Origin of the sequence: Mesobacillus maritimus, from assembly GCF_023715205.1 — a bacterium.
Taxonomy (GTDB): domain Bacteria; phylum Bacillota; class Bacilli; order Bacillales; family Cytobacillaceae; genus Mesobacillus_B; species Mesobacillus_B maritimus_C.
Window position 1 is genome coordinate 21324 of the sequence record NZ_JAMBNR010000016.1, and the last position, 18193, is coordinate 39516.

The following is an 18193-nucleotide window of genomic DNA, read 5'->3' on the forward strand; positions in this document are numbered from 1 at the left end:
CTAATCTAAAAAGTCTTTTCCAGTGAAAATAAAGTGATTTCTCATTATTTCATCTCGAAAAGCAATAAAGTTTGAGAAAAGAGCTGATTTAATTCAATTTTGAATCGATTGATTCAGTATTGAATCCTATTGTTAAGTGGGAATTTGTCACTTTATGCGATTTATTAATTCAATTTTGAATTAATTCTCTACTAGAAAATAATGAAAACCCTATCCTAATAGGGTTTTGTAAGTTGGCATACTTCTTGCATCATATAAAGTATTAGAAAAAAGGAGGCAATACATATGTTAGCAACTTTACCGCAAGAAATTGAGCAAATGAAACAAATGGTGAAAAATTTTGTTGATCGAGAAGTAGATCCATATGCACAGCAAATTGAAGATGAAGACAAAATTCCACAACATTTGATTGAACAAGCGAAAGAGTTAGGTTTATTTGGGTTAAGTATACCTGAAGAATATGGCGGGATTGGATTAAATACCGTTGGAAAAGCGGTTGTGCTTGAGCAACTTGGACGTACGCATAATGGGTTTGTGAGCTTAATTAGTGCTCACACAGGAATAGGAAGTACGGGACTTGTCAAATTGGCATCAGATTATTTAAAGCAAAAATATTTACCTGATATGGCGGCAGGGAGAAAAATTGCTGCATTTGCTCTTTCTGAACCAGGTGCAGGTTCAGATGCAACCAATTTGTCGACTCGCGCAGAAAAAGTTGGCGATAAGTGGATTTTGAATGGAACAAAGCATTTTATTACCAACGCTCCCGTTGCAGATGTCTTTACTGTGTTTGCTATGAATGATAAAGAAAAGGGTGCAAAAGGTGGTATTACAGCATTCCTCGTAGAAAAAGGCTTTCCTGGTTTCACGATTGGAAAACAAGATAAGAAAATGGGCTTGCGAGGATCTTATACAGCTCAATTGATTTTTGAAGATTGTGAAGTACCTGAGGAAAACGTAATTGGTGAAGTAGGTATGGGTTATATGTCAGCGTTAAAAATTCTTGGAGAAGGACGTATTGGCTTGGCTGCAAGAGCGGTTGGCTCTTGTGACAAATTAATTGAATTATCAGCCTCTTACTCGAAGGAACGGATTCAATTTGGTCGTCCGATAGCAGATAACCAAGCAATTCAATGGATGTTAGCCGACATGGCAACTGAGACGGAAGCGGCGAGAACGTTAACATTAAAGGCTGCTTATATGGTGGATGAAGGAAAAACAGTTATAAAAGAAGCCTCAATGGCAAAATTATTTGCTTCCGACGTATTTAACCGGGTTGCAGACAAGGCTGTTCAAATCCATGGTGGCATGGGATATGTTTCCGATTATCCAGTAGAACGTTTCTATCGTGATGCAAGGATCACAAAAATCTATGAAGGTACGAATGAAATCCAACGATTAATCATTGCAAGAAGAATTTTAGAAGAGAATTAATCAGTATGTTTGCCAGTAATAAAATTACTAAACTATACGACGTTGGCTGTTAGATGCAAAGTTGAAACGAAGAAATGGCCAAGTCGAATATGAAAAGGAGGCGAAAAGATGGATCAAACACTTAAGCCTGAAAAAAAAATAGATACATCAGTTAAGGAAAAACCGGCTTATATTGAGGAATTGTGGCGTTCTCGAAAAGAAGGCTGGAATAAATCAAGAATATTAATGTTGATTATTTCGGTTCTTGCAATTGGGATGTCAGTTTTCCATATATATACTGCAGGTTTTGGGACATTGCCTTCTTGGGAGCAGAGAAGTATTCACGTAGTCTGGGCACTACTTCTCATCTTTCTATTGTTTCCGTTTAAAAAGAAAGGGAAATTTGGTGTAATTGATATCATTTTTGTTGTCATTACCCTAGTAGTTGGAACTTACATTATGTTCGGTGCAGAAGGTATTCAAAGTAGGCAAGGGAATGTATCTTCAAATGATATGATTTTCGGAACACTCCTTCTTGCTCTCGTTTTAGAAGCAACAAGAAGAACAAACGGATTTTTTATGATGTTAATAGGATTGTTCTTCCTTGTCTATATTTTCTTTGGACAGTACTTTCCAGGAATACTTGCTCATCCAGGAGCGAGGTACGGAAAAATGATCGACCAGATGTTTAATAGCACATTGGGACTCTTTGGTTCGCCAATCTATGTCAGTTCTACCATTCTGGTATTGTTTGTCGTATTTGGATCGTTCCTGATGAAATCCGGTGGAGGTCAGTTTTTCACCAATTTTGCTTTTGGCGCACTTGGAAATAAGACAGGTGGTCCTGCACTTTCATCGGTAGGTGCTAGTGCCTTAGTTTCAACGATTACAGGGAATGGTGCAGCCAACGCGGCAATTACAGGTTCCTTCACAATTCCATTGATGAAGAAGCTTGGATATTCGAAAAAGTTTTCTGCTGCGGTAGAAGCGGTCGCTTCACAAGGTGGACAAATCATGCCACCAATAATGGGAGCTTCAGTGTTTATCATGGCAGAGGCTACAGGGATTCCTTATATCAAACTCGCATTATACGCGTTAATCCCTGCTGTTATCTACTTTCTCATTGCTGGATTTATCGTATATTTCCATGCAAAACGACTTAAACTTGCTGGGATTCCGAAAGAGCAACTACCTGATCCAAAAAAGATTCTAATAAGAGAAGGGTATCTGTTCCTCCCAATCCTCATTATTATTGGTCTAATGGTCTATGGTTATAGTCCGATGAAGGCTGGTTTTTACGCGATTCTATTAACGATTGTGATTAGTTGGATTCGCAAGTCGACGAGAATGGGCTTCTTAGATATTCTTGCAGCATTAGAAACTGGTATTCGAGGAGCTCTAGCAGTTATTGCGGCATGTGCCACTGCAGGGATTATTGTCGGGGCAGTTTCGTTAACAGGATTGGGCCTAAACTTTTCAAGATTTGTTATCGACTTAGCAGGCGGGCAATTGCTTCCATTATTGCTCTTGATTGCAGTGGCATCAATTATTCTCGGGATGGGAATGCCAACTGTTTCTGCTTATGTCATTCTTTCTGTTTTGGGTGTACCAGCTTTAACCGACGCAGGGGTTAATTTAATTGCGGCTCACATGTTTGTGTTCTATTTTGGAGTACTATCTGGATTAACACCACCTGTAGCGATTACTGCCTACACGACAGCTGGAATTGCAGGATCAAATCCAAACGCGACTGCACTATATGCAATTCGAATTGGTGCAGGAGGATTCTTAATTCCGTTTATATTCGTCTATAACCCAGAATTGTTATTGCAAAATGGGAACGTATTCGAAATTACGTTAGCGGTAGTAAGCGCGCTGTTTAGTTGCTTTTTGTTTTCGGCGGCAATGGAAAACTACTTTATAAGCGAGATGAATTTAATCCAAAGATTACTAATGTTTGCTGCTGCAGTAACCTTAATCATCCCAGGTCTAGCAACAGACCTTGCTGGTATTCTTTTATTTGTTCTGATTTATTTCTGGCAAAAACGGTCCGTTGACCAAAGTTCAACAAAATCAGTAAATGCATAGACGTGAGGAGCGATTTTATTGAAAAGAAAAGGAAAACTAATTTTATTGTTAATCATCTGTACTTCGTTGATTCTAGCAGCATGTGGTGGAGGGAACAATGAAGCCTCTGGCGAAGAAGGGAAGTTGACAGCACCAAGTAAATTCCTGCGTATAGGTTCAGGTCCAATGGGGTCTGGGTGGTTTCCAATCACAACTGTCATGTCAGAGGTGTACATGGATGAATTTGGTGGATTGAATGCATCACAACTAGAAGGAGGTTCAACCGCTAACCTTAAATCGCTCGATGTTGGGGATGTTGAAATAGGACTTAACTATACATCAGATTTTGCAGATGCAATTGTTGGTGAAGGAAGCTTTGATAAACCATTAAAAACGGTTACTGGTATTGCATCTTTGTATCCGGTTTATCAAACGATTGCAACTCTAAAGAAAAAGGATGATATCAATAAAATTGAGGATATTGTTGATAAACATATTTTCTTAGGCCCAAAAGATGGCGGTGGTCCAGTCGCATTTTGGAAAATGATGGATGAATATGGAATTGATGAAAAAACAATTAAAGCTGCCGGTGGGAAAATCTCTTATGGTAGCTATAATGATGGAGCTTCGATGATGGCGGATGGAAATGTTGATGTTTTCCTAGGTGGCGGTGGTCCAGCAATTGCTGCCTTACAGGAAATCGAAATGACAAATGAATTGAAAATCATTCCGATTGATCAAGACAAACTAGAAAGCATTAATGAAAAGGGATTTGGAATCGCCTATGATAACCTTCCTGCTGGGACTTACAAGGGGCAAGATGAGGATGTTCCAACCTATACAATGGTAGCAATGTTAACCGCTCAAAAAGATTTGGATGAAGAATATGTTTACAATTTAACTAAAGTTTTCTGGGAAAACATGGATTCGTTTGAAGCGCAAATTCCTGAGAGGGCAAAGTATTTTACTTTAGATACTGTTTTAGACGGAATTGACCCAGAAACTCTTCACCCAGGAGCAAAGAAATACTATGAAGAACAAGGTGTTCTTAAATAAGAGTGGGGGAATGAGGATTGCAAAATCTAAAAAACCGACCTTGGTATAAATTTTACAAACAAAATGCGGATATTCAGTTACCAGAAATGTCCCTGTACTCGATGTTCGATCAAACCTCAAAAAAATATGCGGATAAAATCGCGATTATTTTCGAGGATGAAAAGGTTTCTTACCGGCAATTGAAAGAACAAGTGGATCTCTTGGCAGGGGCTTGGAAAGAGATGGGATTAAAAAAAGGCGAGCGCATAGGTTTAATGCTCGCCAACCATCCTGACTATATCATTTCTTATTATGCAGCCCAAGCTCTAGGAGTGACGGTTGTTCAAATCAATCCAATGTATACACCACGTGAATTATTACAAATTGTTAATGATTCAAAGATTTCTTCAATCGTTGGTGATACCGTATCTAAAAAGACCATTCAAGAAGTGAATCATTTGTATCCGTTTAGATACCTTTTTGGATCTCAAACGGAACCGATTGGAGACTGTGAATTTAAAAGTTTGGATGAACTGATTCCTTTCTCAACACCGCTTGAGTCTCCTGAAGCGATCAATGTACACGATGATATTGCAGTTATTCAATACACTGGTGGGACAACAGGGAAAATGAAAGGCGCGATGCTTACACATTATAACCTTCTAGCGAATGTGGTTCAAAGTTATTCTATGTACGGTGATAATATGGTCAAGGGTGAGGAAACGATTTTAACAGCGACACCACTGTACCATGTCTATGCAATGACGAGTGCTATGAACCTTGGAATCTACATTGGCGCAGAGCTTTTGTTATTTCGCAAATTTGAAGTAAATGATGTACTTGAGAAGGTTGATAAGTATCGTCCTACTTTCTTTCCTGGAGTTCCAAAAATGTATATCGCATTTGTAAACCATCCAGAAATAGAAAAACATCGTTTAGATTGTCTAAAAACATGTTCTTCAGGTTCTGCTCCACTACCTGTTGAGGTGATTAGAAAGTTTGAGAGGTTAACAGGTGCAACAATTGGTGAAGGATTTGGATTATCTGAAGCTTCCCCATCGACTCATCGAAATCCACCTTTCGGGATTAGGAAAGTAGGGAGTATTGGTATTCCTTTTCCGAAAACGGATTGCAAGATTATTGATGATAGTGGAAATGAATTAGGAGCCAAGTCTGTTGGTGAGTTACTAATCAAGGGGCCTCAAATTATGAAAGGCTACTGGGGTAATCCCGAGGAAAGTGCAGCAACACTTCAGGATGGATGGTTGCATACAGGAGACCTTGCAACAATGGATGAAGAGGGCTATTTCTATATTGTTGGTCGAAAAAAAGAAATGATTATTGTTGGTGGTTTTAATATTTACCCACAGGAAATTGAAGGTGTTTTATATGAATATCCTGAAATTCAAGAAGCTGCAGTTGTGGGAATACCTCATGAAGAGCATGGAGAAATAGTTAAAGCATTTGTCGTTCCGAAAACAGGAATGGAAATTGACCTTGAAGAGCTAAAAGGATATTGCTATTCAAAACTGACTCCATATAAAGTACCAAAGCAAATTGAAATTAGAGATAAGCTTCCGCGTAACACTGTCGGAAAATTATTGAAACGACTTCTTGTCAAAGAAGAATTAGAGAAAGGAGCGGGGAATAATGCCGACTGAAAATATTAATAAAGTAGCCGTTATTGGAGCAGGTACGATGGGAGCACAAATTTCCATGGTATGTGCATTGGCCGGATATTCAGTTGTTCTTCAAGACGTAAGCGCTGACAGCTTAGAAAACGGAAAAGGAATCCTAGAGGAACAAATGATGAAGCGGGTGAAAAAAGGGCGACTAACCTCTGAAAAAGTTAGCGAGGCCTTTAACTTAATTCAGTTCACCACTTCTCTAGAGGATTTAAAAGAGGTCGACTTTGTTGTTGAAGCAATTGTAGAGAAATTAGATATAAAACGAGATTTATTCGCTAAGCTTGATCAAATTACACCGAAGCATGCAATTCTAGCAACAAACAGTTCTACAATTGTCAGCTCAAAACTTGCGGATGCTACGAATCGTCCTGAGCAGGTTTGCAATGTCCATTTCTTTAATCCAGCTCTTGTTATGGAGTTGGTAGAAGTCGTTCGAGGTCCACATACCTCGACTGAAACAGCTGAAACAGCAATGGAGTTTGTTAAATCTATTAATAAATATCCTGTTCTATTAAATAAGGAGATTTCTGGTTTTGTGGCAAATCGAATTCTTGGAAAGTTAATGGATGAAGCTGTTTACTTGCTCGAAAATGGCATTGCAAGCCACGAGGATATTGACATTGTATGTAAAAAAGCATTAAATCACCCAATTGGTCCATTTGCATTAATGGATTTAACAGGACTTGATGTGAATTATCTCGTACGGATGCAACGATACCAAGAGTCAGGTGATGAACGTGATAAACCATCCAAAATTGTTAAAGAGAAGGTTGAAAAAGGAGAATTAGGAAGGAAGACAGGAAAAGGTTTTTATACGTATGAAAATACACCTGCAAAAGTTTAGGAGGGAAATTGATGAATATTTTTGTTTTATTAAAAAGAACGTTTGATACAGAGGAGAAAATTGCAATAGCAAACGGTGCGATTAATGAAGAGGGCGCTGAGTTTATTATCAATCCTTATGATGAATATGCTGTTGAAGAAGCAATTCAAATCCGTGATCAACACGGTGGGGAAGTAACTGTAGTAACCGTAGGAAATGAAGAAGCTGAAAAACAGCTTAGAACAGCATTAGCAATGGGTGCTGATAAGGCTGTCCTCATTAACACGGAAGAGGATGTTGAAGTGAGTGATCAATTCACAACGGCCAAAATTTTAGCGGAGTATTTAAAAGATAAGGAAGCGGATATTATTCTTGCTGGAAATGTAGCGATAGATAATGGTAGCGGGCAAGTTGGTCCACGCGTTGCCGATTTGTTGGATATTCCTTATGTGACCACGATTACGAATTTAGAGATTTCAGGTGAAACGGTAACGGTGGTTCGTGATGTTGAAGGAGATTCAGAAACCATCGAGACTCAATTGCCTGTATTAGTTACAGCTCAGCAGGGCTTAAATGAACCACGTTACCCATCGCTTCCTGGAATTATGAAAGCGAAGAAAAAGCCGCTTGAGGAATTAGAAATAGACGATTTAGATTTAGACGAAGATGATGTGGAAGCAAAAACGAAAGTCGTTGAAATCTTTTTACCACCTAGCAAAGAAGCAGGTCGTGTGCTTGAAGGAGAGTTAAATGAGCAGGTACAAGAATTGGTGAGCTTGCTGCATAAAGAAGCAAAAGTAATTTAAGGGGAGTGCATAAAATGGGAAAAAAAGTAACGGTTTTAGGTGAAGTTCGTGACGGAGCATTAAGAAATGTATCATTTGAAGGAGTTGCGGCAGCAAGAACCATTGCTGAAGATGGTGAAGTGGTTGCTGTTCTGTTGGGGGCAGAAGTTAAAGGGTTGGCAGAAGAACTAATTGCTTCTGGTGCTGACCGTGCAGTTGTAGTAGAGAATGAGAAATTGGCTGAATATACCTCAGATGGCTTTGCTCAGGCGTTTTTGGCAGTGATTGAACAGGAACAGCCGGATGCTATTATTGCTGGACATACCGCACTTGGAAAAGACTTGTCCCCAAAAATTGCGAGTAAATTAGGATCTGGTTTGATTTCAGATGCAGTAAAAGTTGAAGTAGAGGGTGGGAATGTTGTTTTCACACGCCCGATATATTCTGGTAAAGCATTTGAGAAAAAGATTGTAACAGATGGAGTGATTTTTGCAACGATTCGTCCAAATAATATTCAGCCACTAGGGAAAGATGATGCTCGTACTGGGGATGTTTCCGAGCTTACCGTTGAAATTAAGGATTTACGTACAATTGTACGGGAAGTGGCCAAAAAGGCTACTCAAGGGGTAGATTTATCCGAAGCAAAAATAATCGTTGCTGGTGGACGTGGAGTTAAAAGTGAAGACGGCTTCAAACCATTGCAGGAGCTTGCTGATTTGTTAGGAGGAGCAGTGGGTGCTTCTCGTGGAGCTTGCGATGCAGAATATTGTGATTACTCGTTGCAGATTGGTCAAACAGGGAAGGTTGTAACACCAGATTTGTATATTGCTTGTGGAATTTCTGGTGCGATTCAGCATCTTGCCGGGATGTCTAACTCGAAGGTCATCGTAGCGATTAATAAAGATCCAGAAGCGAATATTTTCAATGTGGCAGACTATGGTATTGTCGGTGATTTATTCGAAGTGGTCCCAATGTTAGTTGAAGAATTTAAAAGTTTACTAGTTGAGGCATAAAGTGAAGAGTCCCCGTTGTACGGGGACTTAATTCCGGTTAAAAGAAGGGGACTAGTATGGAAAAAATAAGTGTAATTGGTTCCGGAACAATGGGCCGAGGAATTGTGTATTCGTGTGCAATAGCAGGATTTTCAACTGTTGTGCAGGATATATCTCAAAACTCGTTAGAAACCTGCCGAACCTATATTGATAAACAATTGCATCGAGCTGTTGAAAAAGGCCAATTATCTCAAGAAGAAGCTAAAGCTGCAAAAGATAGAATTCAATATACTACTAGTATAGAGGAAGCTGCTAACGGAACTGATCTAGTGATTGAGGCCGTATTGGAGCTAATGGATTTGAAAATAGAAGTATTTAAGCAATTGGATCAGTTTGCACCTCCTCATGCGATTTTAGCTACAAATACATCTACGATGAGTCCGACAGAAATTGCGGCACAAACGAGCAGACCAGACCGTTGCATCGCCCTCCATTTCTTCAACCCTGTACCAAAGATGAAACTAATTGAAGTGATTTGTGGATTGGAAACGTCGGAAGAAACGATTGATCAATGTTTTGAGTTTGGAAAGTCACTAGGTAAAGAGTGTGTAAAAATCAATGAATATCCAGGTTTTGCGGTTAGTCGGATGAATTGTTTAATTGGAAACGAAGCGATGAATATGGTCATGGAAGGTGTCGGAAGTGTTGAAGACATTGATAAAGCAATTAAACTTGGATTGAACCATCCAATGGGGCCATTAGAACTAGCCGATTTAGTAGGGCTCGATACAAGACTTCGAAATATGGAATATCTCCATAAAACATTAGGAGAGAAATACCGACCATGTCCAATCCTTGTAAAATATGTAAAAGCAGGGAGACTAGGCAAAAAAAGTGGGCGAGGATTTTATAACTACACTGAACAGGGGGAAGCATAATGGATTTTCGCTTAGATGAAGAGATAGAATTTTTGAAAAAGAATGTCCGTGATTTTGTTCAAACAGAAGTAGAAGCTGTTGCGATGCAGATTGAAGAAGAGAATCGAATTCCTCAAAAAATCATTGATATGTCTAAAGAAATGGGTTTATTCGGTTTAAGTATCCCTGAAGAATATGGTGGACTTGGAATTGGAATGGTTGGAAAATGTGCTTTATATGAAGAAATAGGCGCAACACATAATGGATATACGACATTAATTGGTGCCCATACAGGAATTGGAACTGTTGGAATTGTCGAAATGGGGAACGAAGAACAAAAGCGGAAATATCTTCCTGAAATGGCCGCAGGGGAAAAAATTGGAGCATTTGCGTTAACAGAACCTGCTGCAGGATCGAATGCTACGAACTTGAAAACAACCGCTGTACGAAAAGGCGATAAATATATTTTAAATGGGACAAAGCATTATATAACCAATGCAACCGAGGCGGATGTGTTTACTGTTATGGCGGTAACAGACTCTTCTAAAGGTTCTAAAGGAATCACTTCCTTTATCGTGGAAAAAGATTTTCCTGGATTCCATGTTGGGGCTGTTGAAAGAAAAATGGGGTTGAGAGGCTCTCATTCTGCAGAAGTAATTATGGAAGATTGTGAAGTACCAGCTGAAAATGTCTTAGGAGTAGAAGGGCAAGGGTATGTAAATGCTCTTAAAATTTTGGCAAATGGTCGTGCAGGGTTGGCTGCCAGGAACTTAGGCTCTTGTCAAAAACTTCTTGATATGTCTGCTACCTATGCGAATGAAAGAATCCAGTTTGGTGTACCGATCATTGACCATCAAGCGGTGGGGCATATGCTTGCTGAGATGGCTATGGATATTGAAGCACTCCGTTCATTTACGTACCGTGTTGCTTGGATGGTTGACCAAGGAATGAAGGTAATCAAAGAAGCTGCGATGTTGAAATTGTACGGTTCCGAGGTTTATAACCGTGTAGCAGATAAGGCGGTTCAGGTTCACGGCGGAATCGGCTATATTGCTGATTATCCAATTGAGCGTTTCTTCCGCGATGCTCGAATCACAAGAATCTATGAAGGAACTTCCGAAATTCAGAAGAATATTATTGCTGGGCAATTAAAAAAAGAATACGCAATAGATTAATAAGGTAGAAGAGAGGAGCAGTTGGAATGGGAGAAAAAGAAAACATTGTCATTGTTAGTGCTGTACGTACACCAATTGGACGCTACGGCGGTGCTTTTAAGGAAATAAATTCTGGTTTTTTAGCTAGTCATGTTATTAAGGAAGCCGTGAATCGGGCGAATCTTTCAACAGACCTGGTAGACGAGGTAATTATGGGAGAAGTTCGACAAAGTACGGAATCTTCAAACGTTGCTAGAGTTGCGGCATTAAGAGCGGGGATCCCTGAGAGTACACCAGCTTTCACAATCAATCGTTTATGTGCTTCCGGAATGCAAGCGATTGCATCTGGTGTTCAACAAGTCCAATCAGGTCAAGCAGAAGTCGTCGTTGCTGGCGGAACAGAGAGTATGAGCTGTTCTCCGGTTTATTTACGCGGGTCCCGCTTTGGAGGGGATCGTGCTCATTTAGTAGATTCAAACACAGAAGCAGGACAACAGCCGAAAGAAATATACGGCGAGAATCTTGGTATGGGAATCACTGCTGAAAACGTGGCTGAAAAGTATCAGATTTCTCGTGAAGATCAAGATCAGTTCGCGATCGAAAGTCAACGTAGAGCAAGTGTAGCGATCCAAGAAGGAAAATTTAAAGAAGAGATTGTTCCATTTGAAGTAAAGAACAGAAAAGGATCTGTTGTGGTTGATACAGATGAACATCCTCGCCCAGATACAACGTTCGAGAAATTAGCAAAATTAAAACCAGCTTTCCGGAAAGACGGGACAGTAACCGCTGGAAATGCGTGTGGACGTAATGATGGAGCATCTGCTGTTGTCCTTATGACAGAGGAAAACGCGAAGGCGAAGGGCTTAAAACCTCTAGCAAGAATAGTCGATTGGGCTGCTGTTGGCGTTTCACCTGAAATCATGGGGATTGGTCCTGTCCCAGCAGTTAAGAAACTACTTGAGAGAACAGGGAAGAGCTTAGACCAAATTGACCTATTCGAGTTAAATGAAGCATTTGCATCCCAGGCATTAGCAGTCATTCGAGAACTTGGACTGAATCAAGAAAAAGTCAATGTAAATGGCGGTGCCATTGCTCTAGGACATCCTGTAGGAGCTACTGGTGCGAGGATTGTTACGACTTTACTATATGAATTAATTCGTCGAAAGCAAAAGTATGGAGTCGCTACTCTATGTGTTGGTGGTGGCCAAGGGATGGCAATAATGATTGAAAATATTTCGGAGTAAGCATCTTTAAGGTCTGAAAAATTGTTAGCTATTTATCTAGGAGAGGGGATGTGTGGAATTGAACTTTGAGAATATAGAAGTAACCCAAAATGGGAAACTTGCTTATGTTGTTATTAATCGACCGCAGCTTAGGAATGCTCTAAATACAGAAACTTTGCAAGAAATTGTTAACGCACTGGACTTGTTAAATCGAGATAATTCTGTAGGTTGTGTTGTTTTTACTGGGAAAGGAGAAAAATCGTTCGCAGCGGGTGCAGATATTGCTCAATTGAAAGAGAAAACCGCATTAGATGTGTTCAAGCCAAACGGAATGCAAGAAGTTTACGATAAAATTGAGATGTTCGAAAAACCAACGATTGCGATGGTAAATGGTTTTGCTCTAGGTGGGGGCTGTGAATTAGCTCTTGCATGTGACATACGGATTGCCTCTACTAATGCAAAGTTTGGTCTTCCAGAATTAAATTTATCAATTATACCTGGGGCAGGAGGTACCCAACGTTTAGCGCGTGTAGTGGGTAAGGGAGTTGCACTAGATATGATTTTGACTGGGAGAATCCTTGATGGGGAACAAGCTCATCGAATTGGCCTAGTTTCAGAAGTTGTTTCTCAGGAAGAACTTGAAGCTAAAACAGTAGAAATTGCCGAGAAAATTCTAGCTAAGGGACCGCTAGCAGTAAAATTAGCTAAGCTGGCTGTACATGCTGGCTATGAAACAGATCAAAAAACCGGGCAAATTATTGAAAAGTTAGCACAGGCTGTCTTGTTTTCAACTGAAGATAAAAATGAGGGCACTGCTGCGTTTCTAGAAAAACGAAAAGCTGAATTTGCTTCGAAATAACGTGGCAACCTCTTGTACAATGATGAGGCAATCGTTTATAGTTAAAAAATATAGCTTTAACGATTGGTAGGCGGATAAGATGTACAAGAGTTTTTACCATTTTCTAATGAAATACCGACATCCCAAACCAAAAGATGATATTAGTCGGTTTGCAAATGATGCTTATGAAGATCATAGCTTTCCAAAGAACTCTGAGGATTATGATGAAATTAGCACTTACCTTGAGTTCAATGCTCATTATTTGGATAGTATGTCCATTTTTGATGAAGCATGGGAATTATACTTACACTATGAAGGGTAGAGGTTATTCTCTCCCTTCATTTTTTCGTAAAAGTGAAGAAAACGGAAAACCTCCTTCTCACTTCAATTAATATAAGTGGGAATGGGCACTAATTCTGTTTATGAGCGTGTCGATTTCCCTTATTCCGGCATATAATGTGGTAATAAAATTCACGACGGATCATTGAGGGGATGGAGGAAATGGCAAATAGGAAGGAACCGAAATATAAAATCGGTGATACAGTCGTGATCACAATTTATGGGACAGTTGGGAAAGTAACAAATATTAAATGGCTTGATGGATTATATGTGTATGAAATCAATAAAGGGCAAGGCCTATATCTTGAATCCAGCCTGATGCCGTTAGATGAATATGAGGGAAAGCTCCTTGAAAAAGAGCATATTGATATAGAATATAAGTTTTTTTTCGGTGACCTTGTCCAAGTTAAAGGATATGGTTCTGATTTATTTAAAATCGTAGGGTTTCGTACCGAAATATGGCGTTACAAGGAGGATTCTTGGGAGGATGTCATCTATGAGCTTTCTCGTCTAAAAGACGGGGAATGGCTCGAAGCAGGGGAAGAAGAATTAACGCTTATCGCCGACGCCGAAAGTGCCGATCTGTTCATTAAGAAGTTTGGTTTGCTGTTGAATACAGATAAGAAAATATTATCTGGTCAAGATGAAAAGAAACAAACTTCTTCTAGAAGAAAATCGGAAAAAGAGGAGTTGCGAAAAAAAAGCATGAAACAAAGTTTAATTGACAGCATGCTTGATCTTTATAATGATTATCGAATCCTACATGAATGGTTCGGAGATGAAGAGTATGCAAAGGTGATGAAGGTGGTCTTAAGAAAGCTATCTGTTATTGTCAACAATGATGGCAAAAGTCATGTTTAAATTGTGATAGTTTCAAGTAAAACGTAAATAATGAAAGGTACTCCGAATAATAGTATTATCTTAAAAAGCCAATCTGTACCCTTTCCTAGCGCTCCTATCAATAAACTATCCTCTGAATTTAGATCTTCAGTCATCGTTTGAACAACTAACTTGAACTTGTCCATCTCAACACCCCTATATTATTTGATGATAAATTCTATGCTTGTCCAGACTGGAATAGACATAATAAAAGGATTTTTATCTTTTTAAAATGCTTACAACGTTAGTAGGAATGAATTGATAAAAGCCCTCATACATTCAGTACAAAGGGGGGCGATTCTAGTGAAGGAAATTGAAGTTTTTATTGATACGGAAGAAATTGCGGAATTTTTCTTTCATGAGTTAGTTAAAAGGGGATACGTTCCCAACGAAGGAGAATTAGAGGAAATTGCCGATATTACCTTCGAGTACTTACTAGATAAGTGCATTATTGATGAAGAAGTTGAAAATGATTAAAGAAGCGGGCCTGTAGGGTCCGCTTTTTCTTCTATATAATTTGGCCAGTTGTATGCTTGAGTTTTATCGAAATTTTCAAGTGTATTTAAAGTCTGTTTACGCAAAAATCTCAAGGCCATGTCTTTATTTAAACAAATTTATAGAAAAATGGAACTTTGATCAGTCAAAATCGTAAATAGATTATTGGTGCTTTTTTAGTAGCTATGTGTATTCCCTATATTGTGATGGATGATAAGGAAGGAAAAAAGAATACAACAACTACTCTTTTCTGAAGGTAAAAAGAAAGAAGAACTCGAAACTTATATATAGGAAGTGAGTTGTTTGAAATCATCTTCAAACTTTGAAAAATAAGAGTAATTAAGAGAAAAAAGTTGGGAAGAAATATTTACCTTCTCGTTGTTGTTACAAGGTTGTTGGAAAAGAAGTCAAGGTTAAATAACTGGATGTAGATTCGAAGTATATTTATAAAAGTAAATAGGGAAAGTAAGGGGGAGTATACATTATGTCATTGTTTAATAAAGCACTTGCGAGTATTGGAATTGGATCAGCTAAGGTTGATACAAAACTTGAAAACGCTACTGTAGCGGTGGGTGAAGAACTTAGAGGGGTTGTAAATATTCAAGGGGGAAATACGGAACAAAAAATCGATGAAATCTTTTTAAGTTTGCATACGACCTACTTGAAAGAAGTGAACGATCGTAAACAAAATATTCCAGTCGTGATTGACCGTTTTCGAATAACGGAGTCATTTACAATTGGTCAAGGAGAAACGAAAAAAATTCCATTCTCGTTCATTTTGCCATTAGATGTTCCGATTTCCATTGGTAGAACGAAGGTTTGGGTTACTACCTCATTAGATATTAAAAATGCTGTTGATCCAAAAGATAAAGATTATTTAAAAATCATCCCAAATCGGATGATTGGGGAAGTACTAAATGTAATTGAAAATCTAGGATTTAGACTTCGAGAAGCTGATTGCGAACAGGCATCATATCGGTTACGAAAGCGTATGCCTTTCATACAAGAATTTGAATATGTCCCGGTCAATGGTCCATTTCGTGGGCGATTAGATGAATTGGAGCTCGTGTTTTTTCAAGTTTCCCAGGATACTTTAGAAATTTTTATGCAAGTCGATCGTAAGGCTAGAGGTCTTGGTGGTTTTTTGGCAGAGGCCTTGGAAAGAGATGAGAGTAATCTCCGTTTAATTGTAACCGAAAATGACCTTCCGATTTTAACACAAAAACTACATTCTACAATTGAACGTTATAGTTAATGGACAGAAAACGATGAAGTTTAAATACTTCATCGTTTTTTATGCTATCTTTTTCGCTGCTTAGCAGATTCGATTTCTTTTGCATGCGCTTCATGTTCTGCAACAATGGCTTCAGGTGGAGTATGATTATTCTTTTTAGGAGAGTTTATTCGATTTCGGTGTTTTTTTCCCATTACGAAACCCCCTTTCAACTTTCTCTAAAGTAGGCTACACCCCATCATCGGGCAAGCTATTCCTAGCTTTACCTGCTGCCATTAAAAATACTCGTACCGAGATTTCCCAGTGAACACAGAATATGGTATGATTTAGTCGAATCTGCTTAGAAAAGATGGAGGTTTAAATCATGAGTGTACATATTAATGCAAAAGAAAATGAAATTGCAGAAACGGTCCTACTTCCCGGGGATCCGTTACGTGCCAAATATATTGCTGAAACATTCCTAGAAGATGTCAAGCTATACAATGAAGTTCGTAATATGTTTGGTTTTACCGGTACCTACAAAGGAAAGAGAATTTCTGTTCAAGGAACAGGAATGGGTGTTCCGTCAATTTCCATCTACATTAATGAATTAATGAATAGCTATAATGTGCAAACCTTAGTACGGGTTGGAACATGTGGAGCAATCCAAAAAGACGTAAAGGTTAGAGATGTAATACTTGCAATGAGCGCTTCAACTGATTCACAAATGAACCGTTTAACTTTTGGTGGTGTCGATTATGCACCCACAGCTGACTTTGATTTACTTTTAAAAGCATACCAAGCTGGACAAGATAAAGGGTTAAATCTAAAAGCTGGAAATGTTTTTACAGCTGACCACTTCTATAATGATAATGCGGAATTAGAGAAATGGGCAAAATATAATATTTTAGCTGTCGAAATGGAAACAGCAGCGCTTTATACATTAGCCGCAAAGCTAGATCGCCGTGCATTGTCAGTCCTAACTGTTAGTGATCACATTTTAACTGGTGAAGAAACGACGGCTGAAGAAAGACAAACGACTTTTAACGATATGATTGAAGTGGCCTTGGAAGCAGTAATAAAAGAATAAATTTTAGCCCTTTCCTTTTGGAAAGGGTTTTTTTGGGTAAGAATGAAGAATATATCTTTTCTTTATGTTAAACTAGTCAGTGTTTTTCAATGAAGTGAATAGGATGATTTATTTTGAAAAAGATTTTTTTAACTTGTATAGTGTTAATGGTAGTTACAGGTTGTACACAAATGGATTTTTTGAAAGACAAGCTATCAATTGTTGAAAATGGTCCATTCCATGAGAATGACTCTTCGGTTGAGCTCCCTGAGGGTTCAGGCCTTGGACAAGCATCTGAGGATAATCTTGATGAACTGCATTTAGAAGCTTCGTTCTTTAACGAAACAATAACGGTAGACGGGAAAGAAGTAATTCAAAATGCTTCAAATACATTTGTCTTAGTGAATAAATTTATTGGGTTGCCTTCTAATTATTCACCTGATGATTTGGTTACGCCCGATGTACCGTTTTCTTTTGAAAATAAAAATCTTGAAAAAAGTAAATTGAGATCGGAAGCAGCTGATGCACTTGAAAGAATGTTTGCTGAGGCAGAGCATAGTGGAATAGATCTATATGCAATTTCCGGTTACCGCTCTTATGAACGTCAAAATCAATTGTACAATGCAGAAATTCAAAAAGTCGGTGAAGAACAGGCGGCTGAAGTAGTTGCTACACCAGGTAATAGTGAGCACCAAACAGGCTTGGCTATGGATATTTCGAGTTTGAGTGCAGGGTTGAAGTTAAATGAGGAATTTGGAGAGACCACTGAAGGCAAATGGCTTGTGGAAAATTCTTATAAATATGGGTTTATCCTTAGATACCCAGAGGGGAAAGAACAAATTACAGGATATATGTATGAACCGTGGCACTTTAGATATGTAGGGGAAGCAATCGCGACAATTATCTACGAAAGAGATTGGACCTTAGAAGAATATTTTGAAAATGTTACAAAAACGAAAGATAGTGTTTAGTGTCAATTTTTTAATATTGCGCTGTTCTATATAAAGACATAAGGGGGTTCGGATTTTCCTATACCGAACCCCTTTAAATTCTGAAGTTTACCTTTCCTTTTATGAGACCTCCTTTAGAAAAGGACATTTAAGACAATTGTACGGCATGCAATTGTTGACTAGGCAGATGGTGCGCAGATTAGTGCGGTCAGTGGGAAAGATAGAGTATTGGATTACTGCAATCTGGAAATATACTATTTATGCATTTAATTCCTTTTTGTTTTTTAGAATGATTATCTTGTTTTCTTTTAAT

General features: G+C 38.6%; 18 protein-coding genes. 17 read left to right on the forward strand and 1 reads right to left on the reverse strand.

The window, feature by feature from the left end; translation table 11 throughout:
• The first annotated feature begins 285 nt into the window (after positions 1-285).
• The 15 genes from M3182_RS20125 (at position 286) to M3182_RS20195 (ending at position 15903) form a co-directional block, all read left to right on the forward strand.
• On the forward strand, positions 286-1434 hold the full coding sequence (locus M3182_RS20125) for an acyl-CoA dehydrogenase family protein (RefSeq protein WP_251559788.1): 1149 nt from the start codon (positions 286-288) through the stop codon (positions 1432-1434).
• Between the two features lie 108 nt (positions 1435-1542).
• Positions 1543-3501, forward strand: a complete 1959-nt coding sequence (locus tag M3182_RS20130) for a TRAP transporter permease (RefSeq protein ID WP_251559790.1) — start codon at positions 1543-1545, stop codon at positions 3499-3501.
• 18 nt (positions 3502-3519) lie between these two features.
• Positions 3520-4536 (forward strand): TAXI family TRAP transporter solute-binding subunit, encoded by a 1017-nt coding sequence (locus M3182_RS20135; RefSeq protein ID WP_251559791.1) that lies wholly within the window; start codon positions 3520-3522, stop codon positions 4534-4536.
• Positions 4537-4553: 17 nt separating this feature from the next.
• Positions 4554-6176: a long-chain-fatty-acid--CoA ligase gene (locus tag M3182_RS20140; protein ID WP_251559793.1), complete on the forward strand. Its 1623-nt coding sequence runs from the start codon at positions 4554-4556 to the stop codon at positions 6174-6176.
• Complete coding sequence (locus M3182_RS20145; protein WP_251426652.1) at positions 6166-7047, forward strand: 3-hydroxyacyl-CoA dehydrogenase family protein; 882 nt, start codon at positions 6166-6168, stop codon at positions 7045-7047. Before M3182_RS20140 ends, M3182_RS20145 begins: the two co-directional genes overlap by 11 nt.
• A gap of 11 nt (positions 7048-7058) precedes the next feature.
• A complete protein-coding gene (locus tag M3182_RS20150; RefSeq protein WP_251426654.1) occupies positions 7059-7832 on the forward strand; it encodes an electron transfer flavoprotein subunit beta/FixA family protein in 774 nt (257 codons plus the stop codon).
• A gap of 14 nt (positions 7833-7846) precedes the next feature.
• Positions 7847-8824, forward strand: coding sequence for an electron transfer flavoprotein subunit alpha/FixB family protein (locus M3182_RS20155; protein ID WP_251426656.1), 978 nt, complete (start codon positions 7847-7849; stop codon positions 8822-8824).
• 56 nt (positions 8825-8880) lie between these two features.
• Complete coding sequence (locus tag M3182_RS20160) at positions 8881-9741, forward strand: 3-hydroxyacyl-CoA dehydrogenase family protein (protein ID WP_251426658.1); 861 nt, start codon at positions 8881-8883, stop codon at positions 9739-9741.
• Entirely contained in the window at positions 9741-10895 is a 1155-nt protein-coding gene (locus M3182_RS20165; protein ID WP_251559795.1) for an acyl-CoA dehydrogenase family protein, read from the forward strand. Before M3182_RS20160 ends, M3182_RS20165 begins: the two co-directional genes overlap by 1 nt.
• Positions 10896-10921: 26 nt before the next feature.
• The gene (locus M3182_RS20170; protein ID WP_251426663.1) at positions 10922-12118 is read left to right on the forward strand and encodes a thiolase family protein; all 1197 of its coding nucleotides are present in this window, start codon (positions 10922-10924) and stop codon (positions 12116-12118) included.
• Between the two features lie 58 nt (positions 12119-12176).
• Complete coding sequence (locus tag M3182_RS20175) at positions 12177-12956, forward strand: enoyl-CoA hydratase/isomerase family protein (protein ID WP_251427625.1); 780 nt, start codon at positions 12177-12179, stop codon at positions 12954-12956.
• A gap of 79 nt (positions 12957-13035) precedes the next feature.
• Positions 13036-13257 (forward strand): YozE family protein, encoded by a 222-nt coding sequence (locus M3182_RS20180; RefSeq protein WP_251426666.1) that lies wholly within the window; start codon positions 13036-13038, stop codon positions 13255-13257.
• A 179-nt stretch (positions 13258-13436) separates the two neighbouring features.
• On the forward strand, positions 13437-14135 hold the full coding sequence (locus M3182_RS20185; RefSeq protein WP_251426668.1) for a germination protein YodN: 699 nt from the start codon (positions 13437-13439) through the stop codon (positions 14133-14135).
• Between the two features lie 321 nt (positions 14136-14456).
• Positions 14457-14630: a YozD family protein gene (locus tag M3182_RS20190; RefSeq protein ID WP_251426670.1), complete on the forward strand. Its 174-nt coding sequence runs from the start codon at positions 14457-14459 to the stop codon at positions 14628-14630.
• A 502-nt stretch (positions 14631-15132) separates the two neighbouring features.
• Entirely contained in the window at positions 15133-15903 is a 771-nt protein-coding gene (locus tag M3182_RS20195; protein WP_251426671.1) for a sporulation protein, read from the forward strand.
• 44 nt (positions 15904-15947) lie between these two features.
• Here M3182_RS20195 and M3182_RS26250 read toward each other — a convergent pair whose 3' ends face one another.
• Entirely contained in the window at positions 15948-16076 is a 129-nt protein-coding gene (locus M3182_RS26250) for a hypothetical protein (protein ID WP_285868950.1), read from the reverse strand.
• A gap of 170 nt (positions 16077-16246) precedes the next feature.
• On the opposite strand from M3182_RS26250, the gene deoD reads away from it, so the two are divergent.
• Entirely contained in the window at positions 16247-16951 is a 705-nt protein-coding gene (gene deoD / locus M3182_RS20200) for a purine-nucleoside phosphorylase (protein WP_251426672.1), read from the forward strand.
• A 170-nt stretch (positions 16952-17121) separates the two neighbouring features.
• The gene (locus tag M3182_RS20205) at positions 17122-17901 is read left to right on the forward strand and encodes a M15 family metallopeptidase (protein ID WP_251559797.1); all 780 of its coding nucleotides are present in this window, start codon (positions 17122-17124) and stop codon (positions 17899-17901) included.
• Positions 17902-18193: the final 292 nt, after the last annotated feature.

What these genes read in the sequence shown, in the direction of transcription:
- M3182_RS20195 (WP_251426671.1), top strand. Translation starts at nt 15,133, where the DNA reads ATGTCATTGTTTAATAAAGCACTTGCGAGTATTGGAATTGGATCAGCT.
- M3182_RS20180 (WP_251426666.1), top strand. Translation starts at nt 13,036, where the DNA reads ATGTACAAGAGTTTTTACCATTTTCTAATGAAATACCGACATCCCAAA.
- deoD (WP_251426672.1), top strand. Translation starts at nt 16,247, where the DNA reads ATGAGTGTACATATTAATGCAAAAGAAAATGAAATTGCAGAAACGGTC.
- M3182_RS20145 (WP_251426652.1), top strand. Translation starts at nt 6,166, where the DNA reads ATGCCGACTGAAAATATTAATAAAGTAGCCGTTATTGGAGCAGGTACG.
- M3182_RS20155 (WP_251426656.1), top strand. Translation starts at nt 7,847, where the DNA reads ATGGGAAAAAAAGTAACGGTTTTAGGTGAAGTTCGTGACGGAGCATTA.
- M3182_RS20170 (WP_251426663.1), top strand. Translation starts at nt 10,922, where the DNA reads ATGGGAGAAAAAGAAAACATTGTCATTGTTAGTGCTGTACGTACACCA.
- M3182_RS20125 (WP_251559788.1), top strand. Translation starts at nt 286, where the DNA reads ATGTTAGCAACTTTACCGCAAGAAATTGAGCAAATGAAACAAATGGTG.
- M3182_RS26250 (WP_285868950.1), bottom strand. Translation starts at nt 16,076, where the DNA reads ATGGGAAAAAAACACCGAAATCGAATAAACTCTCCTAAAAAGAATAAT.
- M3182_RS20205 (WP_251559797.1), top strand. Translation starts at nt 17,122, where the DNA reads ATGGATTTTTTGAAAGACAAGCTATCAATTGTTGAAAATGGTCCATTC.
- M3182_RS20130 (WP_251559790.1), top strand. Translation starts at nt 1,543, where the DNA reads ATGGATCAAACACTTAAGCCTGAAAAAAAAATAGATACATCAGTTAAG.
- M3182_RS20185 (WP_251426668.1), top strand. Translation starts at nt 13,437, where the DNA reads ATGGCAAATAGGAAGGAACCGAAATATAAAATCGGTGATACAGTCGTG.
- M3182_RS20160 (WP_251426658.1), top strand. Translation starts at nt 8,881, where the DNA reads ATGGAAAAAATAAGTGTAATTGGTTCCGGAACAATGGGCCGAGGAATT.
- M3182_RS20165 (WP_251559795.1), top strand. Translation starts at nt 9,741, where the DNA reads ATGGATTTTCGCTTAGATGAAGAGATAGAATTTTTGAAAAAGAATGTC.
- M3182_RS20150 (WP_251426654.1), top strand. Translation starts at nt 7,059, where the DNA reads ATGAATATTTTTGTTTTATTAAAAAGAACGTTTGATACAGAGGAGAAA.